The organism is Burkholderia sp. AcTa6-5 (assembly GCF_017815075.1).
Taxonomy (GTDB): domain Bacteria; phylum Pseudomonadota; class Gammaproteobacteria; order Burkholderiales; family Burkholderiaceae; genus Burkholderia; species Burkholderia sola.
Genome location: NZ_JAGIQE010000005.1, coordinates 122922 through 146346 on the forward strand (window position 1 = coordinate 122922; position 23425 = coordinate 146346).

The following is a 23425-nucleotide window of genomic DNA, read 5'->3' on the forward strand; positions in this document are numbered from 1 at the left end:
AACGCCGGTCGCGACGACCGCTCGTCTTGACGCCGTCCCCCGCGGGCCGGCCGTGCGGGGCGTCGGCGCGGCCCGCGCGGTCAGAACTTGTACGCCGCCGTCAGCGTGAACATGCGTGGCGCACCGGGCATGATCTGCGCGAGGCCCGTCGCATTCGCGTAATAGTCGCGATCGGTCAGGTTGACGGCCGCCAGCGTGACCTCGAAGTCGCGCGTGCGATAGCCGGCCTTGCCGTCCCAGCGAACGTAGGCGGGTAATTCGAGCAGGTTGTCGCGATCGGCGTAACGCGCACCTTCGTACACCAGCCCGAGTTCGGCGAAAAATCCGCGCAGCGGCGCATGGCTGACGAACAGGCTGCCGTTCGCCCCGGACACGCCCGCCGACCGCTTGCCCGCGTACTTCGGCTCGGCGTCGACCACCCGCGCGTGTTGCCAGCCGATGCCGCCGCGGACGAACCAGTCGCCCGTGAGCCGGCCGGCGACGCCCAGTTCCAGGCCGCGATTGCGTTCGAGGCCGGTGAGGTCGAAAAAGCCCGGCCGAACCGGGTCGGCGACGCGGCGGTTGTACAGATCGAGCTGAAACAGTGCGAGGGTCGTGGTGAGCGCGCCGCCGCGCCAGTCGCTTTTCACGCCGATCTCGTATTGGCGGTTGTATTGCGGGCCGAGATCGTTGGCGTTGCCGCGCGCGTCCGGCGTGATGCCGATCAGGTCGCCGCCGACCGGCGCGAAGCTCTTGCTGTACGACGCATACACGCTGTGCGCGCGGACCGGCGACCACACGACGCCGAGCCGCGGGCTCCATGCCGTCGTCGTGCGCCGCGAATGCAGATCGTTCAGCACGTTGGTCGAATCGACGTCGAAACGTTCGCCGCGCAGGCCGCCGAGCAACTTCCACGCTCGACCGAGGTCGATGCGGTCCTGCGCGAAGATCGCGTAGTCGCTCACGCGATGGCGGTTCATCGCATACGGGCGCGGCGCCGAACCGGCCAGAGCGAAACGATCCGGTCCGCTGATCGGGACCGGCGTCGCGTCGGCCTGCCAGAGCGTCGGACTGCGTTTCTGCCAGCCGTATTCGATGCCGAACAGCAGATGATGCAGCGCCGGTCCGGTCGCGACCTTGCCGCCCAGTTCGACGCCGGTCTGCACGTTGAGATGCGTCATGTCCTGCAGGTAGCGCGCCCGTTGCACGCGCCGGTAGTCGCGCGGCTTCGTGACGTAGCTTTGCGTGACGTAGGTATTGTCGAAGGTGCTGCGCAAATCCAGCACGCCCAGCGTATGACGCAGTTCCCAGTCGCCGCCGAGCGCGTGCGTGAAGACCGAGCGCCAGTTCATGTTCTGGTCGCGGATGGTGTCGCGTCCCGCCGCGCCGAAGAAGGTCGCGCGCCGCTCGGACGGCAGTGAGTACGCAACGGGTTTGCCGGCCGCGTCGAGCGCGGCGACCGGCGCCGGGATGCCGCGATCGGGCACGCGTCGGTACGCGTCGTATTCGAACTGCAGCAGCCAGCTGCGCCGCGCGTCCCGCCATTTGATCGACGGCGCGATGGTCTGGCGCGTGCCGTCGACGTGGTCGCGGAAGCTGCCGGCGTGTTCGCGTCCGGCATTGAGCCGCACGCTCCATGCGCTCGACAGCATCCGGTTGAGATCGACCGATGCGCCGAGCCGTCCATCACTGCCGGTCGCCGCCGACAGATGGCCGAAGTTTTCCGGCAACGGCTGCTTGGTGATCCGGTTGATGACGCCGCCGCCGCTGCCGCGCCCATACAGCGCCGCCGCCGGCCCCTTCAGCACTTCGACGCGTTCGATGTTGCCGAGACTGCGCACGTATTGCGCATCGTCGCGCATGCCGTCGAGCAACAGGTCGCCCGCGGCGGAAAAGCCGCGAATGCGGAACGAATCGAAGCGCGTATCCGACGTATTGGACACGCCCGGCACGCCGGCCAGCGCGTCGGCCAGCGTGCGGCCGCCGTAGGACAGCGTTTCGTCGACTGCGACGCTGTCGATGGTTTGCGGGACGTCGCGCGGATCGCTCGCGGTGCGGGTTGCCGTGCTCACGCTTTCGGCGCGCGGATCGTTCGGATGACGGCGGCTGCGCACCTCGAGCGCGGGCAGTTCGTCGTCGAACTCGGCGGCCGGGGCAGGGAAGGAGGCCACGCCGGCGAGCGAGCACAGCGACAGGGCCAGCACAGGAAAGCGCCGCCCGGAGATCTGTCGTTTCGACATGAAAATTTAAGGATGACTGAGTGATTGCCTCACATTGCCGTTGCGCGGTGGTTTGCGTTGTTGTCGGCGAAGTTTATCCCGATCAGTTGAAAACGACAATCATTCGCGTTCGCCGAGGGCCGCTCGCCTTGACGCTCCCGGCCCCGCCGCCTACACTCGCACGCGTTTTGGTGCTCGCGCGCGCCGCTCCGGCACGCGCAGTTAAACGGGAAACAGGGAGCCTGCCTGCACCGCAGTCGAGCCAACCTGTGCTGCCCCCGCAACGGTAAGCGAACGCGTCGCGCGAGAAGCGCCACGCAGCGCCGCTTCGCCGCATGCCATGCGCATGCGGACGACCGCCACTGGATGCCGCGCATCCGGGAAGGCGAAGCGGCGTGTTCGTCAGCCCGGATACCGGCCTAAACGTTGGGGTTCAGCGCTGCGGGGAGGCGGCGCATCGTCCACGGCCGCAGCCGTGTTGGCATTCACGATGTCGACCGTTCGCAAGGAAGCACCATGTCCGATTCGTTGTTCCGCCCGCCGTGGGACTGTCCGCGCGGATCACGCGGCGAGCTTCCCGCGCACCGCCCGCTGAATGGCCGCGCCGCCCCCGACTCGACGATCCCGTCCTGATTCCCTCTTCGACACCGGACCTACCATGACCCTACGCAAGCTGCCCGTCACGATCGTCACGGGCTTTCTCGGCAGCGGCAAGACGACGCTGATGCGCCATATCCTGCAGCACGCCGAAGGCCGCCGCATCGCGGTGATCGTCAACGAATTCGGCGAGCTCGGCATCGACGGCGAAATCCTCAAGGGCTGCGGCATCGGCTGCGACGATGCCGACGGCGCGCAGGGCGAAGCGTCGGGCCAGCTGTACGAACTCGCGAACGGCTGCCTGTGCTGCACCGTGCAGGAAGAGTTCTATCCGGTGATGGAAGCACTCGTCGAGCGCCGCGCGGACATCGACCACGTGCTGATCGAGACGTCGGGCCTCGCGCTGCCGAAGCCGCTCGTGCAGGCGTTCAACTGGCCGACGATCCGCAACAGCTTCACGGTCGACGCGGTCGTGACCGTCGTCGACGGGCCGGCCGCCGCGAGTGGCCAGTTCGCGGAAAACCCGCAGGCCGTCGACGCGCAGCGCCGCGCCGATCCGAACCTCGACCACGAATCGCCGCTGCACGAACTGTTCGCCGATCAACTGTCGTCCGCCGATCTCGTGATCGTGAACAAGGCCGACCTCGTCGGCGACGCCGAGTTCGCGCAGATCGAAGCCGCGATCCGCGAAGAAATTCCGCCGCAGGTGAAGATCGTGCGCGCGACGCGCGGCGAGCTCGATCTCGCGATGCTGCTCGGCCTCGAATCGGCGTCGGAGGACACGATCCATCTGCGGCACGACCATCATGGCTCGGCCGACGACGGCGATCACGATCATCATCACGACGATTTCGATTCGGTGGTGGTGTCGGGCGACGCCGGCACGCGCGAAGCGACGATCGCCGCATTGCAGCGGGTGGTCGAAGCGCACACGATCTATCGCGCGAAAGGTTTCGCCGCGCTGCTCGGCGCGCCGATGCGGCTCGTGATCCAGGGCGTCGGCCGCCGCTTCGACAGCTATTTCGACCGCCGCTGGCAGGACGGCGAAACGCGCGCGAGCCGCTTCGTGCTGATCGGCGAGGATCTCGACGCGGACGCGCTGCAACGCGCGTTCGACGCCGCGTGCGCGGCCGAGTCGCAACAGGCGTAACGCACGATGCATCTGCTGCGCACCACGCCGGGCGGCTTCGTCGACGATACGCAGGGCGTCGTCCGGATCGACCAGCAGCCGGCCGACATCGTGATCCTGAGTTCGGCCGACACGACGCTGTCGCTGCTCGCGAGCGTCGTGCCGCACTTGCCGGCCGGGTTCCCGAGCGTGCGGCTCGCGAACGTCACGTTCCTGCGGCAGCCTGCGTCGGTCGATTTCTATGTCGACGACGTGCTGCGTCACGCGAAGACGGTCGTGATCGATCATCTCGGCGGCGAAGCGTACTGGCCGTACGGGATCGAGCAGGCCGTGTTGCTCGCGTCGAAGCGCGGGCAGCAGCTCGCGATGTTCTCGGGCGACCTGCAGGAGGACCCGAACCTCGTCGCGAAGAGCACGGTCGAGGCCGAGCTGTGCCGGCTGTGGTGGCGCTATCTGCGCGAAGGCGGCGTGCACAACGCCGACGCGCTGCTGCGCAGTATCGCATTTCACACGCTCGGGTTCGGCGACGCGCCCGAACCGCCGCGCCCGCTGCCGGCCGCCGCGCTGTATCACCCGGCGCGCGACCGCGCGAGCGTCGACGACTGGCGGCCGCGCTGGACGCCGGGCGCGCCGGTCGTCGCGATCCTGTTCTATCGCGCGCACTGGCAGGCCGCGAACACGGCCGTGTTCGACGCGCTGGCCGATGCGTTGATCGACGAAGGATTGAATCCGCTGCCGATCGCGGTGACGTCGCTGAAGGACGCGGTGAGCCGCGAGGTCATCACGCAGCTGTGCGACACGCATGGCGTCGCGCTCGTGCTCAACACCACCGCGTTCGCGGCCGGCGCGATCGACAGCGCCGAGCCCGACGTGCTGGCCGGCGACGCGCCGGTGCTGCAGGTGATTCTGTCCGGCGGCAATCGCGACGCATGGGTGGCCGACAACCAGGGGCTGCACGCCCGCGACATCGCGATGCATGTCGCGCTGCCCGAAGTCGATGGGCGCATCGTCACGCGCGCGGTGAGCTTCAAGGGGCTCGCGTATCGTTGCCCGCACACTGAAGTCGACGTCGTGCGCTACCAGCCGGATGCGGAGCGGATCGCGTTCGTCGCGGCGCTTGCGCGCGGCTGGTGCCGGCTGCGCACGCTGGATAACGCCGACAAGCGCATCGCGCTGATTCTCGCGAACTATCCGCAAAGTGAAGGACGGATCGGCAACGGCGTCGGGCTCGACACGCCGGCATCCGCGCTACGCGTGCTCGCGGCGCTGCGCGATGCGGGCTACACGGTGGCCGATCTGCCGTCTGAAGGTGATGCGCTGATCGCGCAACTCACCGAAGGCGTGACCAACGATCCCGCCGTGCGCACGCTGCGTCCCGCGTTTCAGAGTTACGCGCTGGCCGACTACGTTGCGCGCTTCGCGCGACTGCCGGCGGCCGTGCGCGACGCGCTGAACGAACGCTGGGGGCCGCCCGAAGCGGACCCGACGCTGCGGCAGCAGCGCTTCACGATCGCCGGCTGGCGCGCGGGCAACGTGTTCGTCGGCATCCAGCCGTCGCGCTCGCGCGACGACAACGACTACGCGAGCTACCACGATGCGGATCTCGTGCCGCCGCACGCGTATCTCGCGTTCTATTTCTGGCTGCGCGATGCGTATCGCGTCGACGCGGTCATCCATCTCGGCAAGCACGGCAACCTCGAATGGCTGCCGGGCAAGAGCGTCGCGCTGTCCGACGCATGCTGGCCCGACCTGACGCTCGGGCCGCTGCCGCATCTGTATCCGTTCATCGTCAACGATCCGGGCGAGGGCAGCCAGGCGAAGCGCCGCGCGCAGGCGGTGATCGTCGATCACCTGATGCCGCCGCTCACGCGTGCGGAAAACTACGGCCCGCTGCAGGATCTCGAACGGCAGGTCGACGAATACTATGAAGCGCTGATGGTCGATGCGCGGCGCGCGAAGCTGTTGCGCAAGACGATCCTCGCGACGATCGCCGAGCATCGTCTGCATGACGAACTGAGCGTGTCGCCGCCGCGCGATGCGGGCGACGAGGATGCGCTGCTCACGCGCGTCGATGCATGGCTGTGCGAATTGAAGGAAGCGCAGATCCGCGACGGGCTGCACGTGTTCGGCGCGTCGCCGGTCGAGCGCCAGCGGCGCGACACGCTGCTCGCATTGGCACGTTTTCCGGTCGGTGACGGCAAGGGCGAACGGGCTGGCCTGATCGGCGCGCTCGCGCACGATCTCGCGCTTGGCAGCGATTTCGACCCGCTTTCGGCCGACTGGGCCGCACCGTGGACCGGGCCGCGGCCGGCCGTGCTGCAAACGCTCGACGCGTCGCCGTGGCGGCATGCGGGCGATACGCGCGAACGGCTCGAACGGCTGGCGCAGCATTGGCTCAACGTCGTGTGCGGAACCGCTTCGGAGGATCCCGGCCTCGACATGCCGCCGCCCGGCGAATGGCCGCATACGCTCGCGGTGCTCGAACGCGTGCGTTCGACGCTGTTGCCTGCGCTCGACGCGTGCGGCGGCGAGGAAATGCGGCAGTTGCTGCGCGGGCTCGACGGCCGCTTCGTGCCGCCGGGGCCGAGCGGTTCGCCGTCGCGCGGCCGTCCCGACGTGCTGCCCACGGGCCGCAATTTCTACTCGGTCGACACGCGCGCGGTGCCGACGCAGGCCGCGTGGTCGCTCGGGCTGAAATCCGCGCAGCAACTGATCGAACGCCATCTGCAGGATCACGGCGACTATCCGCGCGCGATCGGACTGTCGGTCTGGGGAACGGCCACGATGCGCACCGGCGGCGACGACATCGCGCAGGCGTTCGCGCTGCTCGGCGTGCGACCGAAATGGGCGCACGGCAGCCACCGCGTGACCGACTTCGAGATTTTGCCGATCGAGATATTCGACCGGCCGCGCATCGACGTGACGCTGCGCGTGTCCGGTTTCTTCCGCGATGCATTCCCGAACCTGATGCATCTGTTCGACGCGGCCGTGCAGGCGGTTGCCGCACTCGACGAGCCCGAGGAACTGAACCCGATCCGCGCGCGCATCGAGCGCGAACGCGAGAAGTGGGTCGCGCAGGGCATGGCGCCCGACGAAGCGCGCCGCCGCGCCGGCTGGCGCGTGTTCGGCGCGCGGCCGGGCAGCTACGGCGCGGGCCTGCAGGACCTGATCGACCAGCGGCGCTGGCAGACCGACGCCGATCTCGCGGATGCCTACCGTCGATGGGGCGGCCATGCATACGCGCAGAACAGTGCGGGCGACGCCGCGCCCGACGTGTTCGGCGAGCGGCTCGCGACGATCGACGTCGTCGTGCAGAACCAGGACAGCCGCGAGCACGACATTCTCGATTCGAACGACTACTACCAGTTCCAGGGTGGAATGACGGCGGCGGTGCGGCACCTGTCCGGGCAGCAGCCGAGTATCTATCACGGCGACCATGCGAACCCGGTCGCGCCGAAGATGCGCACGCTGCGCGAGGAAATCGCGCGCGTGATCCGCTCGCGCGTCGTCAACCCGAAATGGCTCGACGGCGTGAAGCGTCACGGCTACAAGGGTGCGGCCGAACTCGCCGCGACCGTCGATTACCTGTACGGCTATGACGCGACCGCGCGCGTGCTGTCCGATCACCAGTACGCGCTCGTCGCCGACGCGTACCTGTTCGACGACGCCACCCGCGCGTTTCTCGAACGGCACAACCCGAACGCGCTGCACGGCATCTGCGAGCGCTTCGTCGAAGCGATGCAGCGCGGGCTGTGGCAGCAGCCGGGCCATTATCGCGAGCGGATCGAGGCGATCTGGCTTGCCAGCGAACAACGTCAGGAAGGAGGACGGCGATGACCGATCCGACGACGCACCGCGCCCGCGCGGTTTTTCCGTTTGCGGCGCTCGTCGCGCAGGACGCGTTGCAGCAGGCGCTGCTGCTCGCCGCGATCGACCCGTCGCTCGGCGGCGTGCTCGTCAGCGGCCCGCGCGGCACCGCGAAATCGACGGCCGCGCGCGGCCTCGCGGAGCTGCTGCCGGAAGGGCAGTTCGTCACGCTGCCGCTGTCGGCGAGCGACGAGCAGGTGACGGGCACGCTCGATCTCGCGCACGCGCTGGCCGAAAACGGCGTGCGCTTCCGGCCGGGCCTGCTGGCGCGCGCGCATCGGGGCGTGTTGTATGTCGACGAAGTGAACCTGCTCGCCGACGGGCTCGTCGATACGCTGCTCGACGTCGCGGCGAGCGGCGTGAACATCGTCGAGCGCGATGGCGTGTCGCACGCGCACGACGCGCGCTTCGTGCTGGTCGGCACGATGAATCCCGAGGAGGGCGAGCTGCGTCCGCAACTGCTCGACCGCTTCGGGCTGATGGTCGAGCTGGAGAACTGCTTCGACGCCGCCCAGCGCGAGCGGATCGTGAAGGCGCGTCTTGCGTTCGATCTCGATCCGGATGCGTTTCGCGCGCGTCACGCGGCGGCCCAGCGGGCACTCGCGGACCGGATTGATGCGGCGCGTGCGCGGCTGGCGACGCTGGATTTCGATGATGCGGTCCATGCGCGCGTCAGCGCGCTGTGCATCGACGCGGCCGTCGACGGGTTGCGCGCCGATCTCGTGATGCTGCGCGCCGCGCGTGCGCTGGCCGCGCTGGAGCAGGCCGACGCGGTGACGGTGTCGCATGTGGCGCGCGTGGCCGAAGCCGTGCTGCGGCATCGGCGCCATGCGGGGCCGCCGCCGTCGCAGCAAGGTGGTGAGCACGACGATCGTTTGCGCTCGGATACACCACGGCAGCCCGACAAGCGACACGGCGGCACCGACGACACAGAGGCCGACGCGTCCGCATCGCAGGGCGACTGGGGCTACCTGCCGCCCGAACCGACCGGGCTGCGCGACGTGAAAAGCGTGGTGCCGCTGCCGCTAAAAAAACGCTGAGCCATCGAGCCGGCGCCGCCGCGAACGCGATTCGCGGTCCTCGATGGCAGACAGGCGCCGCCGCGCGCGTGCCGGGCACGGCGCGCGCCGGCACGGCCGTCGCGTGGCCGGCGACGCTCGCCGCGAAACGCGGCGGCCCGCTGCATCGCGATCATCTGCGCTACGGGAAACGCGCGGGCACGCCGCACGCGCTACATTGCTTCGTGCTCGACTGTTCGGCGTCGATGTTGTCGCATGAGCGGCTCGCGCTCGCGAAGGGGCTGATCGTCGCGTATTTCGATCAGGCTGCGCGCGCACGCGTCGAAACCGCGTTGATCTGCTTCGGCGGCAACGGCGCCGCGCGGCGCTTCGGCCCGGCCGTACCGCGCTGGTGGAACGCGCGCTGGCTCGAGCCGGTCGACGGCGGCGGCGGCACGCCGCTCGCGGACGGTATCGCGACCGCCGCGCAGTTGCTTGCCCGCGCCGCTCGCCGCGAGCCCGGCAAGCAGCGCTGGCTGTGGGTGCTGTCCGACGGCCGCACGCGCGAGATGCCGGCCAGACCCGCGGCGGCCGATCACGTCGTGTTCGTCGACTTCGACGATGCGGCCGTGCGAATCGGGCAGGGCGCGCGGCTCGCCGCGGCGTGGGGCGCGCGATGGATGACGGCCGACGCGCTTCGCACGGATCTCGCCGGCTGATGGCCGGCCGGCGGTGCGCTATGATCGGCGTTTGCGCTTCTGCCCACTGGACACTCCCGCCATGCAAGTACTGGTCGATGCCGACGCATGTCCCGCCGTCATCAAGGACATGCTGTTTCGCGCCGCGCGTCGCGCCGAAATCCACGTGACGCTGGTCGCGAACCAGTTTCTGCGTACGCCGCCGTCGCCGTTCATCAAGGCCGTGCAGGTGCCGGCCGGCTTCGACGTGGCCGACGCGCGCATCGTCGAGCTGGCGGAACCCGGCGACCTCGTGATCACCGCCGACATCCCGCTGGCCGCCGCCGTGCTCGACAAGGGCGCGCACGCGCTCGACCCGCGCGGCAACTGGTTCAGCCGCGAGAACATCGAGGAGCGCCTGTCGACGCGCGCGATGATGGACCAGTTGCGCAGCGCGGGCATCGACACCGGCGGGCCGGCGCCGTTCAGCGCGCGCGACGGCAAGACGTTCGCGTCGCAGTTCGACCGGTTCCTCGCGCGGCACGGCAAGCCGTAACGGCATGCGTTTGCGCCCGTCTGCGCCCGGCCGGGATGCAGGTTCGCGCCGACGCTGCTATCGTGTGGCGCGAACCCTCAGCACAGGAGCGCACGCGTGTCACCGACCCAACTTCTCGTTCCGACCTACACCCAGATGCTGCGCGCCCAGTCAGCGTGGCTCGACAAGGCCGTCGCCCACCGGCAGGCCGCCGGTGACGAACCCGACGCGGCGATGACGCTGAGGCTCGCGCCCGACATGTATCCGCTCGCCGCGCAGGTGCGCTTCTCGTGTTTCCAGGCGATGGAGCCGGTGCACCGGCTGCGCGGCGAACCGCTGCCGGCGGCATTGCTCGCGTTGCGCGAGGCGGGCTGGAATGCCGATGCGCAACCCGGCTCGCCGGCCGATGCGCAGGCGCTCATCTCCGGCACGCTCGCCTTTCTCGGCGAACTCGCACCGGATGCGCTCGATGGCGGCGCAGCGCTGCCGATCTCGCTCGAGATGCCGAACGGGATCGCGTTCGACATGACCGGCGAACAGTACGCGCGCGACTGGGCGCTGCCGCAGTTCTACTTTCACGCGATCGCCGCGTACGCGATCCTGCGCCATCACGGCGTCGAACTCGGCAAGGCCGATTACGTGCCGCACATGCTCGCGTACGTGCGGCCGGGCACGATTCCGCAAGGTTGAGCCGGCCGTCGGCCGACCGCGAAGCGACATGACGCGGGCACTGTTCCTCTGCAGCCGCAACCGGCTGCGCAGCCCGACGGCCGAAGCGGTGTTCGCCGCGTGGCCGGGCGTCGAAACCGACTCCGCGGGCCTCGCGCCCGACGCGGACGTGCGGCTGTCCGCCGAGCAGCTCGATTGGGCGGACATCGTGTTCGTGATGGAGCGCGCGCACAAAACGCGACTGTCGGCGCAATTCGGTGCGCATCTGAAGCACCGGAAGATCGTCTGCCTCGATATTCCCGATCGCTACGCGTTCATGCAGCCCGAACTCGTCGCGCTGCTCGAACGCAAGGCTGGCCCATTCCTGCGCGCGTAATCGCCGCGAGCCGTGCCCAAGCCTGAGCCGGCATCGACCTTAGCGAAGCGGTTCGCTCACCAATGCAGAAAAACAGTCGAGCCGCAGCAGCTCGATGATCTTGCGTGTCGGCACGCTCGCTCGCAGCGTGTCGAGCCGGTCGACCGCGAACCACTTGCAGTGGGCGATCTCGTTGCTCGCGCGCGGCATCAGGTGCGCCGGCACGTCGGCCACGAACACGTGATGCAACTTCGTCAGCCCGCCGAACTGCACCGCGTAGTCGAGCGCGAGTCCCTCGAGCCGGGTTTCCTCCGCGAGTTCCCGCCGCGCGGCTTCGAGCGGCGTCTCGCCGCGCCGGATCGTGCCGCCCGGCAGCGACCAGCGCGCCGTGGTGCGCGCGACCAGCAGCACGCTGCTGCGCTGGCGGCACACGATCGTGGCGCGTTCCTTGATGACGGCGAGGGTATCCGGCCCGGTGCTCATGTTCTGGCAAGACAGGTGCTGAATCGTGGAGAGAAGTGCACGCCGGCGGCCGTCGTCCGACAGCAGGCGGCGACGGCATGCAAGCCGCCGCGCCGATGATACCGGCCGTTCGTGACAGTTCCGTGCACCGCGGTCGCACGGCGGAATGGACGAAAGCTCACGCGTGCGTGTATATCCCGCTGCGCGTCGGCTTCGTGTGGCGCGAATGGCGGCGCTTGTGAACCGCACGCCGGTGATGGGGCGACGGCGCGGTCACGTGCCGACGTGCGGGCGCGGGCCGGGCCGCCGGCGCGGCGGCATGCGGCGCGGCGCCCGGCATCCCGGTTTGCCCTTCGCCGAAATGGAAAGTCTGGTTCTGCGCATGCGCGACGCCCAGCGTCGACGCCAGCACGAGGGCCGCCAGCCACAATCGTTTCATGGAGATTCCGTCTCGTGTCGTTCGGGATGAACGTGGTCCGTCAGCTTAGCGAACAGCGGGGCGTCACCGCAACCGGCCTGCGTTCGGCGTCGTTCCCGCTTGCGCGCGACGACGCGATCCGCGCGGCAGCCGGGTCCCTTCGGGCTTGACAACATAATTCTCCAGTGTGAATATAAATTCACACACAAGAATTATTCGTCGAATCCGGAGAAGCCGCGCGCAAGCGCCCGGCCACCGGAACCGGCAGTCCGATCGACCGGAACCAGGAGCGAGACGCATGGCGGAACACGAGCAGCAGGGCGCGCTGGCGGGATTGCGCATCATCGATCTGTCGCGGGTGCTGGGCGGCCCGTACGCGACCCAGATCCTCGCCGACCACGGCGCGGAGGTGATCAAGGTCGAGCCGCCGTCCGGCGACGAGACGCGCACGTGGGGCCCGCCGTTCGACGGCGACACCGCGTCGTATTTCCTCGGCGTGAACCGCAACAAGCTCGGCATCGCGCTCGACCTGACGCAGCCGGCCGATCGCGAGCGGCTGCTCGGGCTGCTCGAACGCGCGGACGCGCTGGTCGAGAACTTCAAGATCGGCACGATGGAGCGCTGGGGGCTCGGGTTCGACGCGCTGCATGCGCGGTTTCCGCGCCTCGTGTATTGCCGCGTGTCGGGTTTCGGCGCGGACGGCCCGCTCGGCGGGCTGCCGGGCTACGACGCGGCCGTGCAGGCGCTGGCCGGGCTGATGAGCGTCAACGGCGAAGCCGGCGGTGCCCCGCTGCGCGTCGGCGTGCCGATCGTCGATCTCGTCACGGGGCTGAACGCGGCGCTCGGCGTGCTGATGGCGCTGCGCGAGCGCGATGCGAGCGGGCGCGGCCAGTTCGTCGAATCGACGCTGTTCGACTGCGCGCTGTCGATCCTCCATCCGCATACGCCGAATTTCTTTCATTCGGGCAACGCGCCCGTGCGCACCGGCAACGCGCATCCGAACATCACGCCGTACGACAGCTTTCCGACGGCGGGCGCCGACATCTTCCTGGCGGTCGGCAACAACGGGCAGTTCGCCGCGCTGTGCGACGTGCTCGGCACGCGCGACTGGCTCGACGATCCGCGTTTCGCGGACAACCGCGCGCGCAGCCAGCACCGCGCCGCGCTGCGCACGCTGCTCGAAACGGCGCTGGCCGCGCACGACGGCGCGACGCTCGCCGAGCACCTGATGCGCCGCGGCGTGCCGTGCGCGCCCGTGCTCGGGCTCGACGCGGCGCTCGACCATCCGCATGTCGCGCACCGGCGGATGAAGGTCGAGCTGGGCCGGCACCGCGGCATCGCGTCGCCGATCAAGCTCGGCCGCACGCCGGCCACGTACCGGCGGCCGCCGCCCGCGCTGAACGAACATGCGGCGCAGGTGTTCGAGGACGACAACGGCAACGACGACCACCGCCGCACCTGACCGGCATCGCGGCGTCCGCCGTGCCGCACAGCGGCGCACGGCCGCGCGCCGCGCACACCCACATTCGGACATCACGTCGGCCCGCGCATCGACACGCCCGTCGATGCGCGCCGGCTGAAGAGGAGACGCATCATGCTCGCATGGATCGGCGCGGTCGCCATCGTCGCGCTGTTCGGCCTGATCATCACGAAGCGGCTGTCGCCGCTCGTCGCGCTGATCGTCGTGCCGGTGGCCGCGTCGCTCGCGGCCGGTTTCGGACTGCAGACCGGCAAGTTCGTCGTGCACGGCGTACAGAACATCGGCCCGATCGCCGGGATGTTCGTTTTTGCGATTCTATTTTTCGGAATCCTCACCGATGCGGGGATGCTCGACCCGATCATCGCGGGCGTGCTGCGCGTGATCGGCTGCCATCCGCCGCGCATCGTGATGGGCTCGGCGCTGCTCGCGCTGCTGATCCATCTCGACGGCTCGGGCGCGGTCACGTTTCTCGTCACGCTGCCCGCGATGATGCCGCTCTATACGCGGCTCGGGATGGATCGCCGTATCCTCGCGTGCGTCGCGTCGATGGCGGCCGGCGTCAACTTCCTGCCGTGGGTCGGCCCGATGCTGCGCGCGTCGGCCGCGCTGCACATTCCCGGTTCGGCGATCTTCACGCCGATGATCCCGGTGCAGATCGTCGGGCTCGTGTTCGTGTTCGGCACCGCGTACGTGCTCGGCGTGCGCGAGGCGAAACGGCTCGGGCTCGACCGCGCCGGCGCGGCCGCGCTCGCGATCGCGCCGCGCGAGCTGACCGACGCCGAACGCGCGTTGCGCCGCCCGGGACGCTTCGGGATCAACGTCGCGCTCACGCTCGTCGTGCTCGGCACGCTGGTGTCGGGCATCGTCGACCCGATGGTGATGTTCATGCTCGGCACGGTCGCCGCGCTGGTGATCAACTATCCGGACGTCCAGGCACAGCGCGAGCGGATCGACGCGCATGCGAAGGCCGCACTGATGATGGCGAGCGTGCTGCTCGCGGCCGGCGCGTTCACCGGCATCATGTCCGGCACAGGGATGCTGAAGGCGATGGCCGAGGTCGTCGTCGCGCACGTGCCCGTCGAGCATGCGCGCCACATGCCGTTCGTGCTCGGGCTGCTGTCGATGCCGCTCAGCCTGCTGTTCGATCCCGATTCGTTCTACTTCGGTGTGCTGCCGGTGCTCGCGGAGAGCGGCAAGCTGCTCGGCGTGCCGCCGATCCAGATGGCGCAGGCCGCATTGCTCGGCCAGATGACGACGGGCTTTCCGGTGAGCCCGCTCACGCCCGCGACGTTCCTGATCGTCGGCCTGACCGGCGTCGAGCTCGCCGAGCACCAGAAATTCACGATTCCGTTCCTGTTCGCCGCCACCGTGCTGATGGTCTTCGCCGCGGTCGCGACGGGCCTGTTTCCATTGTGAGCGGCGCGGCCGTTCACGCTTTCCGGGAGAGCAGTCCATGCAGTTCGACCTGACCGACGACCAGTGCGCGATCGAAAGCGCGATCGAGAAAATCTGCGAACGCTTCGGCGACGACTACTGGCTCGAACGCGATCGCGCCGGCGGGTTTCCCGCCGATTTCCACGCGGCGCTTGCCGACGCCGGCTGGCTCGGCATCGCGATGGACCCGGCCTACGGCGGCGCCGGGCTCGGGATGACAGAGGCGGCGCTGATGATGCGCACGATCAGCGCGTCGGGCGCGGGGCTGTCCGGCGCGTCGGCCGTCCACATGAACATCTTCGGGCTGAACCCGGTGCAGGTGTTCGGCAACGACGCGCAGAAGGCGCGCTTCCTGCCGCCGCTGATCGCCGGCCACGACAAGGCGTGTTTCGCAGTAACGGAACCCGATGCGGGGCTCGACACCACGCACCTGAGCACGCAGGCGCGCCGCGACGGCGATCACTACGTGCTGAGCGGCCGCAAGATCTGGATCTCGACCGCGCAGGTCGCGAACAAGATGCTGATCATCGCGCGCACGACGCCGCTCGACCAGGTCGCGAAGCCGACCGACGGGCTGAGCCTGTTCTATACCGACCTCGACCGTTCGCATGTCGAAGTGCGCGAGATCGAGAAGATGGGCCGCAAGGCGGTCGATTCGAACATGCTGTTCATCGACAACCTGCGCGTGTCGCGCGACGACCTGATCGGCCACGAAGGCGACGGCTTCCGCTATCTGCTGCACGGGCTGAACCCCGAACGGATCCTGATCGCGGCCGAGGCGATCGGGCTCGGGCAGGCCGCGCTGCGCCGCGCGACGCAGTATGCGTGCGAGCGCGTCGTGTTCGGCCGGCCGATCGGGCAGAACCAGTCGATCCAGCATCCGCTCGCGCAGGCGTGGATGCAGCTCGAGGCCGCGTGGCTGATGGTGATGAAGGCTGCGACGCGCTACGACGCGGGCCAGTCGTGCGGCGCGGAGGCGAACGCGGCCAAATACCTCGGCGCGGAAGCCGCGTTCCACGCGTGCCAGACGGCGATCGCGACGCACGGCGGGATGGGGTACGCGAAGGAATATCACGTCGAGCGCTATCTGCGCGAGTGTATGATTCCGAGGCTCGCGCCCGTGAGTCCGCAACTGATCCTGTGCTACATCGCGGAGAAGGTGCTCGGGCTGCCGAAGTCATACTGACCGTAGCGACCCGGCGGCCCGCCCGGCGCGCGGTTTCCCGTTCCGAATCAAGCGCTCGTCATGGACGTCAAACTCGTTGCCCGCACGCTCGACCTGTTCGAGCTGTTCGCCGCCGAACGGCGGCCGCTGCCGCTCACCGAACTCGCGCGCCTGCTCAATGTGCCGGCGTCGAGTTGCCTCGCGATGGCGCGCACGCTCGTGAGCCGCGGCTATCTGTACGAAGTGCGCAAGCGCGGCGGCTACTATCCGACCCGACGCCTGCAGACGGTCGCCGCCGCGATCGACGCGACCGATCCGCTCGTCGACATCGTGCATCCGCACCTCGTCGCGCTGCGCGACGCGAGCCGCGAAACGGCGGTGCTCGGCAAGATCCAGGGTGCGTCGGTCACGTATCTCGACGTCGTCGAATCGGAACAGGCGATCCGCTATACGCGTCAGCCGGGCGAGCTGCGGCCGCTGCATGCGAACTCGATCGGCAAGGCGATTTTCGCGGAACTCGCGAGCGATGCGCAGCAGGCGCTCGGCGCGCAACTGCCGTTCGAACGCTTTACCGACGCGACGGTGGCCGACCTCCCGGCGCTCGTCGCGCAGACTGCGCGGTTTCGCGAACTCGGCTGGGCCGAGAATTTCGGCGAGAGCGCGCCGGAGCTATCGGCGATCGCGGTCGCGCTGACGCTCGACGGCGACTGGTACGGGCTGTCGGTCGTCGGGCCGACCGAGCGGATCCGCCAGCATCGCGACACGCATGCGGCGCTGCTCGTCGACGCGAAGGCGCGGCTGCAGGCCGAGCACGCGCGCGGGTAGGGCAACGGCGCGCGACGGCGCGGGCAGCGGGCCGTCGCCGGCGTGCGGTCCCGCCACGCCGGAAGCGGCCCGCCGCACGTCACACGCGAGCGTGTCGCACCGTCACGACTTCACCCACACGCCGCCCGCGCTCGGGTTGTCGCCCTGCGTCCACCATTTCGCGCAATACTTCGCGCCCTGATACGTCACGCACGTGCCGCCCTGATACGCGGTCGTCGCCGACCACGCGGGCGTGCCGCCGCTTATCGGCTTCCACACGGCCGCCTGGCCCGGCACGTCGCCCTGCGTCCACCACTGCGCCTGATACGTGGTGCCCTGGTAGGTGACCGTCGCGCCGGCCGTATAGACCTGGCCGGCCGCCCACGGTGCGCCCGGCTGCGGCGTGCCGCCGTCCGAGCCGCCGCCGTAGTTCGGATCCTGCGTGACGCCCGCGCCCCACTTGCCGTCGAGCTTCTTGAAGATCGTCGCGAATGCGTACGGCTGCTGCGCGACGCCGGAGCAGGTCGGCGACGCATACGTGCCGCCCGACGGGCACGCCTGATCGCGGCCGACCGACCAGTTGCCGAAGAAACCGTAGCCGTTCGCGACGGCCGCGTTCAGCACGGTCTGCGCATTCGCGAGCGTGAAGGTTTCGCCCTGCACGTCGTTGACGCCGATCATCGGCGTGACGCCGACCATCTGCCACAGCTGCGCGTTGGTCTTCGGCTGGCCGGCCGACTTGAACGCGGTGTCGAGCTGCGAATAGAGCGCCTGCGCGGCGCTGATCGCGGCGGCGCCCATGTCGATGTTCGCGGGGCCGTAATCCATCGCCATCACGTTGACCGCGTCGAACGTGGTCTTGTTCGCGATGGCCGCGTTGACGACGTTCACGCCGTCCTGCGTGAGCCCGGTCGGCATCGTCGGCAGCGTCAGCGTCACGTGCAGCGGCTTGCCCTTCGCCGCATAGTCGGCTTGCAACTGCGCGACCGCCTGGAAGTTGCGCGTGACCGCCGCCGTGTCCTGCTGCGACGCGCCCTCGATGTCGAAGTCGATATGCGTGAGGCCGTACGTGTCGATCACCGTCTGGTACGCGGTCTTCAGCGCGGGAACCGTCGAGCACGCCTGCATCAGCGGCGTGCCGTTCGCGCCGCCGAACGACACCGCGACTTCGCCGCCTTTCGCGCGGTAGCTCGCGATCGACGTGGACAGCGCGGTCAGCAGCCCGCCGCTCGCGCCGTTGCCGATCGGCTGCACGCCGCCCCACGACGGCACGCAGCCGTTGCCCGCGACCACGAACGCGAGCGTGAACTGCTGGATGCCCTGGCGCACGCCGATCTGATCGACCAACGGTGTCGGATAGAGCGTCACGTCGACATAGGGCGCATAGACACCGGCACCGTGCGACACGCTCGCCATCGCGAGCAGACAACCCGCGGCAAACCCACGCGGAATGAAACGCGGCAACACATTGTTGTTCATTCTGTGTTCTCCAAGTGGAAGAGGGATACGCTGGCCTGCGTATCGTCGCCGGGGGGCAACGCACGTATCCCGCCGACGGCGTGCCTATCTTGGAGGATTCGCGTCGAATAGGAAACTTAGGTGTTCTTCTTTTTGTTATTCGATTTCCGATACGTAACGAACTTGCCGATTCAGTCGAATATCGAAACGCGCGGAGGGCACTTTTTCCGATCGATCGCGCGCCGCCGCGCGGATGGACCGGTTCCAGCGAACCGGCATGCCGATCAACGGCTCGCTCGCATGCGCATTCACATTCGTGCGAACCCCGCCGGGATGCGGTATGCGCAACCCGGCGGGCGCAGCGGCGTTCAACGATACCAGCGCGGCGTATAGACCCATTCGCGTGCGTTGCCGATCGCGAAACGCCGCGTCGTCGACGAGCCGACGATCACCATCGTGCGCATATCGACCTGATCGCCGCGCAGCGCGCCGAGGGTCGTGGTCGAAAGCGTCGCGCCCGGCCGGCCGATGTCGCGGCCGAGCACGACCACCGTGTCGGCCGCGCGATGCACGCGCACGATATCGAGCGCACGGTCGAGCTGCCACGGCCGCGCGCGCGAGATCGGGTTGTAGAACGCCATCACGAGATCGGCTTGCGCCGCGTGCCGCAGGCGCGTCTCGATCACCTCCCACGGCTTCAGGTTGTCCGACAGCGAGATCGCGCAGAAATCGTGGCCGAGCGGTGCGCCGGCCTGCGCGGCCGTCGCGAGCGACGCCGAGATGCCGGGCTCCACGCGCAGGTCGACCGCGGCCCATTGCGGGTCTCGGGCTTCATCGAGCGCTTCGAGCACGGCCGCGGCCATCGCGAATACGCCGGGGTCGCCCGACGACACGACCGCGACGCGCCGGCCCTCGGCCGCCAGTTCGAACGCATGGCGCGCACGCTGCATTTCCTCGCGATTGTCGGTGCCGTGCACGCGCTGGTCGGCCCGAAACGGGCCGGCCATGTTCACGTAGGTGGTATAGCCGAGGATGTCGGTCGCATCCGCGAGCGCCGCGCGTGCGGCCGGCGTGAGCCAGGCGGCGCCGCCCGGGCCGAGGCCGAGCACCGTCAGGCGGCCGCGTGCGCGGCCGAGCGTGGCCGGATCGACCGGGTGCGATGCGATCGCGCACGCGAGGCCGTTCGATTCTTCACGTAGCGTGTGGGCGACGCGTAATGCGCGGCCGAGCAGCGTGGTGGCGTCGGCGGGCGCGTCGCGGTCACTATCGCTATCGACGAAACGCAGCGGCACGTCGAGCGTGTTCGCCGCTTCTTCCAGTGCGGGTTCGCCGATCGCCGATGCGGGCGCGACGAGGGCCGCGAGCGCCAGCCGCGCGAGGCCCTGTGCGTCGAGCAGGGCTTCGATGCGCGCAGCAAGCGCTTCGCCGGCATGCGCGGCATTCGCGGCGACGCCGACCACCACGCTGCGCGGATGAATCACGAGTTCGTCGCGCGCGCCGCGCCACGCATCGGGCGTCACGCGAATCGCGTGCGCGGCCGCGGCATCGCGCGGCAGCGCGACGTCGTCGAGCCACGGCGCGGCGCCGTCGATGCGCGTCGACGCGCCCGCGAGCAGGTCGGACACGAAGCGCTTGCCCTGCGCGAGATCGGCGAGCGCATAGCCTTCCGGCGGATTGAGCACGCACGCGCCGAAGCGCAGTTCGCCGCTCGTCGTGATCGCCGGCGCGACGCCGACGCATTCGGCGATTTCGCGCGCGATCACGTTGACGCCCGTCAGCCCGCCGAGCAGCGGCACGACGGCCGAGCCGTCCTCCGCGACCGCGAGCACCGGCGGCTCGACGCCCTTGTCGGCGAGCGCGGGCGCGAGGCAGCGGATCACGATGCCGGCCGCGCACAGCGCGACGATCGGCAAGCCGCGCGCATAGAGTTCGCGCAGGTGAGGGCCGAGGTCGTCGAACGGCACGTCGGCCTCGACGCGCGACGCGAGACCGTGCACGAGGGCATCTGGATAACGCGCCTGGATACGTCGCGCGGTATCGAGCGCGCCCGCGCCGAGGATCACGATCGCGGGCGGCGTCGTCATCCTTGCCATTTTTCCCCCGGCACGACGAGCAGCGAGAAATACGGCGACGCCATCGGATCGACTTCGTCGAGCGGCACGATGCGCTGGTTCGCCATCGTCGCGCGCTCGACGTAGAGCGCGCGCTTCGCGAGCCCGAGTTCGTCGAGCACGCGCCGCACCTTGTCGAAATTGCGGCCGAGCTTCATCACGACGGCCGCGTCGGCCCGCGCGAGCCGCTCGCGCAGTTCGTGCTCGGGCAGCACGCCCGACAGCACCGACAGGCTCTGGTTGCGATAGACGAGCGGCTGGCCGAGCACGGCCGTGCCGCCGAGCATCGCGCACACGCCCGGGATCACCTCGGTGTCGTAGCGCGGCGCGAGACGGTCGTGCAGGTACATGTACGAGCCGTAGAAGAACGGGTCGCCTTCGCAGATTACCGCGACGTCGCGGCCTGCATCGAGGTGCGCGGCGACGATCTCGGCCGCGGTGTCGTAGAAATCGGCGATCACCGTCTCGTAGCACAGCGGCGGCGGCAGCGCCTCGGTCGTCACCGGATAGACGAGGGGCAGTTGCGTCTGTCCGTCGAGCAGGTGCGCTTCGACGATGCCGTACGCGTTGCCTTTCTTGCCCTTCGCGACGAAATACGCGACCACGGGCGCCGCCTGCAGCACGCGTAGCGCCTTGATCGTCATCAGTTCCGGATCGCCGGGGCCGACCCCGACCCCGAACAGCCGTCCGCGCGCGCGCGTCATTCGACCTCCGTCGCGAGCGCATTCACCGCGGCGGCGGCCATCGCGCTGCCGCCGCGCCGGCCGAGCAGCGTGACGTACGGCACGCCGCGGCTGTCGGCGTCGAGCGCCGCCTTCGATTCGGCCGCGCCGATGAAGCCGACCGGGAAACCGACGATCAGCGCGGGGCGCGGCGCGCCGGCGTCGATCATGTCGAGCAGGTGGAACAGCGCGGTCGGCGCATTGCCGATCACGACGACGCTGCCCGCGAGATGCGGACGCCACAGTTCGAGCGCGGCGGCCGAGCGCGTGTTGCCGAGGCGTTGCGCGAGATCGGGCACCTGCGGCTCGCCGAGCGTGCAGATCACGCGGTTGGCCGCGGGCAGCCGCGCGCGCGTGATGCCTTCGGCGACCATCCTCGCGTCGCACAGGATCGGTGCGCCGGTCGCGAGCGCGGTGCGGCCGGCCGTGCCGGCGCCGGCGGAAAAACGTAGGTCGTACACGACGTCGACCATCCCGCTCGCATGGATCACGCGTACCGCGAGTTTCTCGAGATCGGGAGGCACCTGCGACAGGTCGGCCTCGGCGCGGATCGTCGCGAACGACTGACGGTAGATTTCCTGCCCGTCGCGAATGTAGTCAAGCATCGGTGGTGTCCTGGCTGTGCCGCGCGTCCATGAGGCGGACCGCGGCCTGGTCAATCGTCAGACGGCGCGCGAGCAGGGCGCCGAGGCCCGCGGCCGCGTCGCGCCGATAAAGGTCGTAGCGTTCGGGCGCCACCGCGACGAGCGTATGCACGGCAGCGTGCGGCAGCGCGCAGTGGCGTTCGCAACCGGTCAGATGCACGTCGAGCGGATGGCCGATGCGCGCGGCGAGTGCAAGCGCGTCGCGTTTCGTGTCGGCGTGCGCTTTCGCGCAGCCCGCGCTGCCGGTGCAGGCGACGAGCGTCGCCAGCGGGTCGGACGCCGCGCACACGAGGCCGAGCGACGCGAGTGCTTCGCGCGTCGCGGCCGCGTGTTGGTTCGATACGCCGTGCATGAACACGCCTTGCCACGGCGTCATCGACAGCGTGCCGTCGCCGTCGGCTTCGGCCAGCGCGGCGAGCCGCTCCAGTTGCGCCGCGTCAAGCCGCCCGAGCGCGAATTGCGCGCCGATGCTGCAGCGTGCCGCGTCGCGCGACGGGTATGCGCCGAAACGCAACGCGGCGTCCGCGGGCGTGCGCCGCCAGCCGGCGAGCGTCGGATCGGCCGCGAGCGGGAACGGCAGATAGTGTTGCGCGCGCTCGAGCAGCATGCGTTCGCCGCACATCGACAGCAACGCGCGCATCCGCGTGACGTCGGCCGGCGCGAGATCGAGGAACGCGAGCAGCAGTGCGCGGACCAGTGCGACGCCCTGATCGATCGACACGTCGACCGACGCGGGCCGGTCGTCGTGCGCAACCGGAGGGCAGCCGGCCAGCCCCGCCGCGAGACGTACCGCGCCGTCGCCGCGACGCCACGCGGCGAGCCAGACGTCGTGCGGATGATCGAGCGCCGCGACCGCTTCGCCGCCGTCGAGCTGGATCGAGAATTTCGGCGACAGTTCGCCGCGGCGCGGCTCGCTCGCGAGCATGTCGAGCAGCGGCATGGCGAGCGCACGGCTATCGACGAGCGCGGCCGGGTCGTGCCCGGCGAGCGGGCTCAGCATCACGTTGCGAACGTCGTCGCTCGCCGCGAGCGCGGCCGCATCGATGGCGGTGTTGCCGGCGCTTGTGCGCGGGCCGAGCCCTGCTTCGAGCAGCGCGCGCGCGAGCGCATCGGACGCACCGTCGCGAATGCCGCGCAACTGGAGATTCGCGCGATTGGTCGCATCGATCTCGCCGGAGCCGTGCAGGCGCGCGGCGGCGGCGATCGCACGCGCCTGGCGCGTGTCGAGCCGGCCGCCCGGCAGCTTGATCCGGCACAGCCCGCCGTCGGCGGCCGCGACCACGCGCACGAGCCCCGGGCAAGCCGACGGGCGCACGATGGGCGACGCAGGAATCGAATCGGGGGCGGAATTCAACGGGATACCGGAACAGTGTGGCGCCACGGCCAACGCATCGGTACACCCCGCCCGACGCCGACTGGCACGCACGCACTTTCTGGCCGGCAGGTCTCCTGGCTGACAGGTCGGCGCCGCCTCCCGGCCTTCCCGGTGAAACCAGTGGCATGAGGGGGAGATCGGCTCGCTGTCTACAGTTGCGGGGGCAGCCACAGCGGCGCGCGGTGCGCCCTGTGTTCCCTCTTCGGCCCCGAAGGGCACCGGCGAACGAACGGCCGTAGGATACCCGATTTCGGCCGCGATTCGCGACCGGCCGGCCGTTCGAGGCCGGCGAAGCGGGCAACGGTCGGGAGCGGGCGAGCCGGCAGA

20 protein-coding genes and 2 riboswitches are annotated in these 23425 nt (G+C 69.6%); of the genes, 11 read left to right on the forward strand and 9 right to left on the reverse strand.

Annotated features, from left to right (window positions below; genetic code table 11):
- Window positions 1-80 precede the first annotated feature (80 nt).
- Window positions 81-2219, reverse strand: a complete 2139-nt coding sequence (locus J8I33_RS09150) for a TonB-dependent siderophore receptor (RefSeq protein ID WP_209934744.1) — start codon at window positions 2217-2219, stop codon at window positions 81-83.
- A gap of 151 nt (window positions 2220-2370) precedes the next feature.
- Window positions 2371-2636, forward strand: a riboswitch (cobalamin riboswitch).
- Between the two features lie 220 nt (window positions 2637-2856).
- Here J8I33_RS09150 and cobW point away from each other — a divergent pair.
- The 7 genes from cobW (at window position 2857) to J8I33_RS09185 (ending at window position 11046) form a co-directional block, all read left to right on the forward strand.
- Entirely contained in the window at window positions 2857-3945 is a 1089-nt protein-coding gene (gene cobW, locus J8I33_RS09155; RefSeq protein WP_209934750.1) for a cobalamin biosynthesis protein CobW, read from the forward strand.
- A gap of 6 nt (window positions 3946-3951) precedes the next feature.
- Entirely contained in the window at window positions 3952-7761 is a 3810-nt protein-coding gene (gene cobN / locus J8I33_RS09160; RefSeq protein ID WP_209934756.1) for a cobaltochelatase subunit CobN, read from the forward strand.
- A complete protein-coding gene (locus tag J8I33_RS09165; protein ID WP_050012630.1) occupies window positions 7758-8831 on the forward strand; it encodes an ATP-binding protein in 1074 nt (357 codons plus the stop codon). The genes cobN and J8I33_RS09165 overlap by 4 nt, the downstream gene beginning before the upstream one ends.
- 68 nt (window positions 8832-8899) lie before the next feature.
- Window positions 8900-9508, forward strand: a complete 609-nt coding sequence (locus J8I33_RS09170) for a VWA domain-containing protein (RefSeq protein ID WP_209934763.1) — start codon at window positions 8900-8902, stop codon at window positions 9506-9508.
- 61 nt (window positions 9509-9569) lie between these two features.
- On the forward strand, window positions 9570-10022 hold the full coding sequence (locus J8I33_RS09175; protein ID WP_050012632.1) for a YaiI/YqxD family protein: 453 nt from the start codon (window positions 9570-9572) through the stop codon (window positions 10020-10022).
- A 96-nt stretch (window positions 10023-10118) separates the two neighbouring features.
- Window positions 10119-10691 (forward strand): DUF1993 domain-containing protein, encoded by a 573-nt coding sequence (locus J8I33_RS09180; protein ID WP_176015667.1) that lies wholly within the window; start codon window positions 10119-10121, stop codon window positions 10689-10691.
- Window positions 10692-10719: 28 nt separating this feature from the next.
- Complete coding sequence (locus J8I33_RS09185) at window positions 10720-11046, forward strand: low molecular weight protein tyrosine phosphatase family protein (protein ID WP_209934771.1); 327 nt, start codon at window positions 10720-10722, stop codon at window positions 11044-11046.
- A gap of 39 nt (window positions 11047-11085) precedes the next feature.
- Here the strand turns inward: J8I33_RS09185 and J8I33_RS09190 are convergent, their stop codons facing one another.
- Window positions 11086-11508 (reverse strand): NUDIX hydrolase, encoded by a 423-nt coding sequence (locus J8I33_RS09190; protein ID WP_209934778.1) that lies wholly within the window; start codon window positions 11506-11508, stop codon window positions 11086-11088.
- A gap of 157 nt (window positions 11509-11665) precedes the next feature.
- Window positions 11666-11926: a hypothetical protein gene (locus tag J8I33_RS09195; RefSeq protein ID WP_050012636.1), complete on the reverse strand. Its 261-nt coding sequence runs from the start codon at window positions 11924-11926 to the stop codon at window positions 11666-11668.
- Window positions 11927-12203: 277 nt separating this feature from the next.
- On the opposite strand from J8I33_RS09195, the gene J8I33_RS09200 reads away from it, so the two are divergent.
- The 4 genes from J8I33_RS09200 to J8I33_RS09215 all read left to right on the forward strand — a co-directional run bounded on the left by J8I33_RS09200 (window position 12204) and on the right by J8I33_RS09215 (window position 16809).
- Window positions 12204-13367 carry a CoA transferase gene (locus J8I33_RS09200; protein ID WP_209934785.1) on the forward strand — a complete coding sequence of 388 codons (1164 nt, stop codon included), beginning with the start codon at window positions 12204-12206 and terminating at the stop codon, window positions 13365-13367.
- Window positions 13368-13499: 132 nt separating this feature from the next.
- Window positions 13500-14801, forward strand: coding sequence for a citrate:proton symporter (locus J8I33_RS09205; protein WP_124593113.1), 1302 nt, complete (start codon window positions 13500-13502; stop codon window positions 14799-14801).
- 37 nt (window positions 14802-14838) lie between these two features.
- Window positions 14839-16005 (forward strand): acyl-CoA dehydrogenase family protein, encoded by a 1167-nt coding sequence (locus J8I33_RS09210; protein WP_209934791.1) that lies wholly within the window; start codon window positions 14839-14841, stop codon window positions 16003-16005.
- A 60-nt stretch (window positions 16006-16065) separates the two neighbouring features.
- Window positions 16066-16809, forward strand: a complete 744-nt coding sequence (locus J8I33_RS09215) for an IclR family transcriptional regulator (RefSeq protein WP_209934798.1) — start codon at window positions 16066-16068, stop codon at window positions 16807-16809.
- 102 nt (window positions 16810-16911) lie between these two features.
- On the opposite strand, the gene J8I33_RS09220 is transcribed toward J8I33_RS09215, so the two are convergent.
- From J8I33_RS09220 to cobG, 6 genes are all read right to left on the reverse strand, one after another.
- The gene (locus tag J8I33_RS09220) at window positions 16912-18267 is read right to left on the reverse strand and encodes a chitinase (RefSeq protein ID WP_050012641.1); all 1356 of its coding nucleotides are present in this window, start codon (window positions 18265-18267) and stop codon (window positions 16912-16914) included.
- 135 nt (window positions 18268-18402) lie between these two features.
- Window positions 18403-18645 (reverse strand): hypothetical protein, encoded by a 243-nt coding sequence (locus J8I33_RS09225; RefSeq protein ID WP_124637931.1) that lies wholly within the window; start codon window positions 18643-18645, stop codon window positions 18403-18405.
- Window positions 18615-20330: a precorrin-3B C(17)-methyltransferase gene (gene cobJ, locus J8I33_RS09230; protein ID WP_209934804.1), complete on the reverse strand. Its 1716-nt coding sequence runs from the start codon at window positions 20328-20330 to the stop codon at window positions 18615-18617. The genes J8I33_RS09225 and cobJ overlap by 31 nt, the downstream gene beginning before the upstream one ends.
- The gene (locus tag J8I33_RS09235) at window positions 20327-21061 is read right to left on the reverse strand and encodes a precorrin-2 C(20)-methyltransferase (RefSeq protein WP_050012643.1); all 735 of its coding nucleotides are present in this window, start codon (window positions 21059-21061) and stop codon (window positions 20327-20329) included. Before J8I33_RS09235 ends, cobJ begins: the two co-directional genes overlap by 4 nt.
- Window positions 21058-21684: a precorrin-8X methylmutase gene (locus tag J8I33_RS09240; protein ID WP_050012644.1), complete on the reverse strand. Its 627-nt coding sequence runs from the start codon at window positions 21682-21684 to the stop codon at window positions 21058-21060. Before J8I33_RS09240 ends, J8I33_RS09235 begins: the two co-directional genes overlap by 4 nt.
- Window positions 21677-23038 carry a precorrin-3B synthase gene (gene cobG, locus J8I33_RS09245; protein WP_279612889.1) on the reverse strand — a complete coding sequence of 454 codons (1362 nt, stop codon included), beginning with the start codon at window positions 23036-23038 and terminating at the stop codon, window positions 21677-21679. The genes J8I33_RS09240 and cobG overlap by 8 nt, the downstream gene beginning before the upstream one ends.
- Window positions 23039-23144: 106 nt before the next feature.
- Window positions 23145-23336: riboswitch (cobalamin riboswitch) on the reverse strand.
- Window positions 23337-23425 lie beyond the last annotated feature (89 nt).

Coding starts and splice junctions, on each gene's coding strand:
- J8I33_RS09150 (WP_209934744.1), bottom strand. CDS start 2,219: ATGTCGAAACGACAGATCTCCGGGCGGCGCTTTCCTGTGCTGGCCCTG.
- cobW (WP_209934750.1), top strand. CDS start 2,857: ATGACCCTACGCAAGCTGCCCGTCACGATCGTCACGGGCTTTCTCGGC.
- cobN (WP_209934756.1), top strand. CDS start 3,952: ATGCATCTGCTGCGCACCACGCCGGGCGGCTTCGTCGACGATACGCAG.
- J8I33_RS09165 (WP_050012630.1), top strand. CDS start 7,758: ATGACCGATCCGACGACGCACCGCGCCCGCGCGGTTTTTCCGTTTGCG.
- J8I33_RS09175 (WP_050012632.1), top strand. CDS start 9,570: ATGCAAGTACTGGTCGATGCCGACGCATGTCCCGCCGTCATCAAGGAC.
- J8I33_RS09185 (WP_209934771.1), top strand. CDS start 10,720: ATGACGCGGGCACTGTTCCTCTGCAGCCGCAACCGGCTGCGCAGCCCG.
- J8I33_RS09190 (WP_209934778.1), bottom strand. CDS start 11,508: ATGAGCACCGGGCCGGATACCCTCGCCGTCATCAAGGAACGCGCCACG.
- J8I33_RS09195 (WP_050012636.1), bottom strand. CDS start 11,926: ATGAAACGATTGTGGCTGGCGGCCCTCGTGCTGGCGTCGACGCTGGGC.
- J8I33_RS09200 (WP_209934785.1), top strand. CDS start 12,204: ATGGCGGAACACGAGCAGCAGGGCGCGCTGGCGGGATTGCGCATCATC.
- J8I33_RS09205 (WP_124593113.1), top strand. CDS start 13,500: ATGCTCGCATGGATCGGCGCGGTCGCCATCGTCGCGCTGTTCGGCCTG.
- J8I33_RS09210 (WP_209934791.1), top strand. CDS start 14,839: ATGCAGTTCGACCTGACCGACGACCAGTGCGCGATCGAAAGCGCGATC.
- J8I33_RS09215 (WP_209934798.1), top strand. CDS start 16,066: ATGGACGTCAAACTCGTTGCCCGCACGCTCGACCTGTTCGAGCTGTTC.
- J8I33_RS09220 (WP_050012641.1), bottom strand. CDS start 18,267: ATGAACAACAATGTGTTGCCGCGTTTCATTCCGCGTGGGTTTGCCGCG.
- J8I33_RS09225 (WP_124637931.1), bottom strand. CDS start 18,645: ATGGGTCTATACGCCGCGCTGGTATCGTTGAACGCCGCTGCGCCCGCC.
- cobJ (WP_209934804.1), bottom strand. CDS start 20,330: ATGACGACGCCGCCCGCGATCGTGATCCTCGGCGCGGGCGCGCTCGAT.
- J8I33_RS09235 (WP_050012643.1), bottom strand. CDS start 21,061: ATGACGCGCGCGCGCGGACGGCTGTTCGGGGTCGGGGTCGGCCCCGGC.
- J8I33_RS09240 (WP_050012644.1), bottom strand. CDS start 21,684: ATGCTTGACTACATTCGCGACGGGCAGGAAATCTACCGTCAGTCGTTC.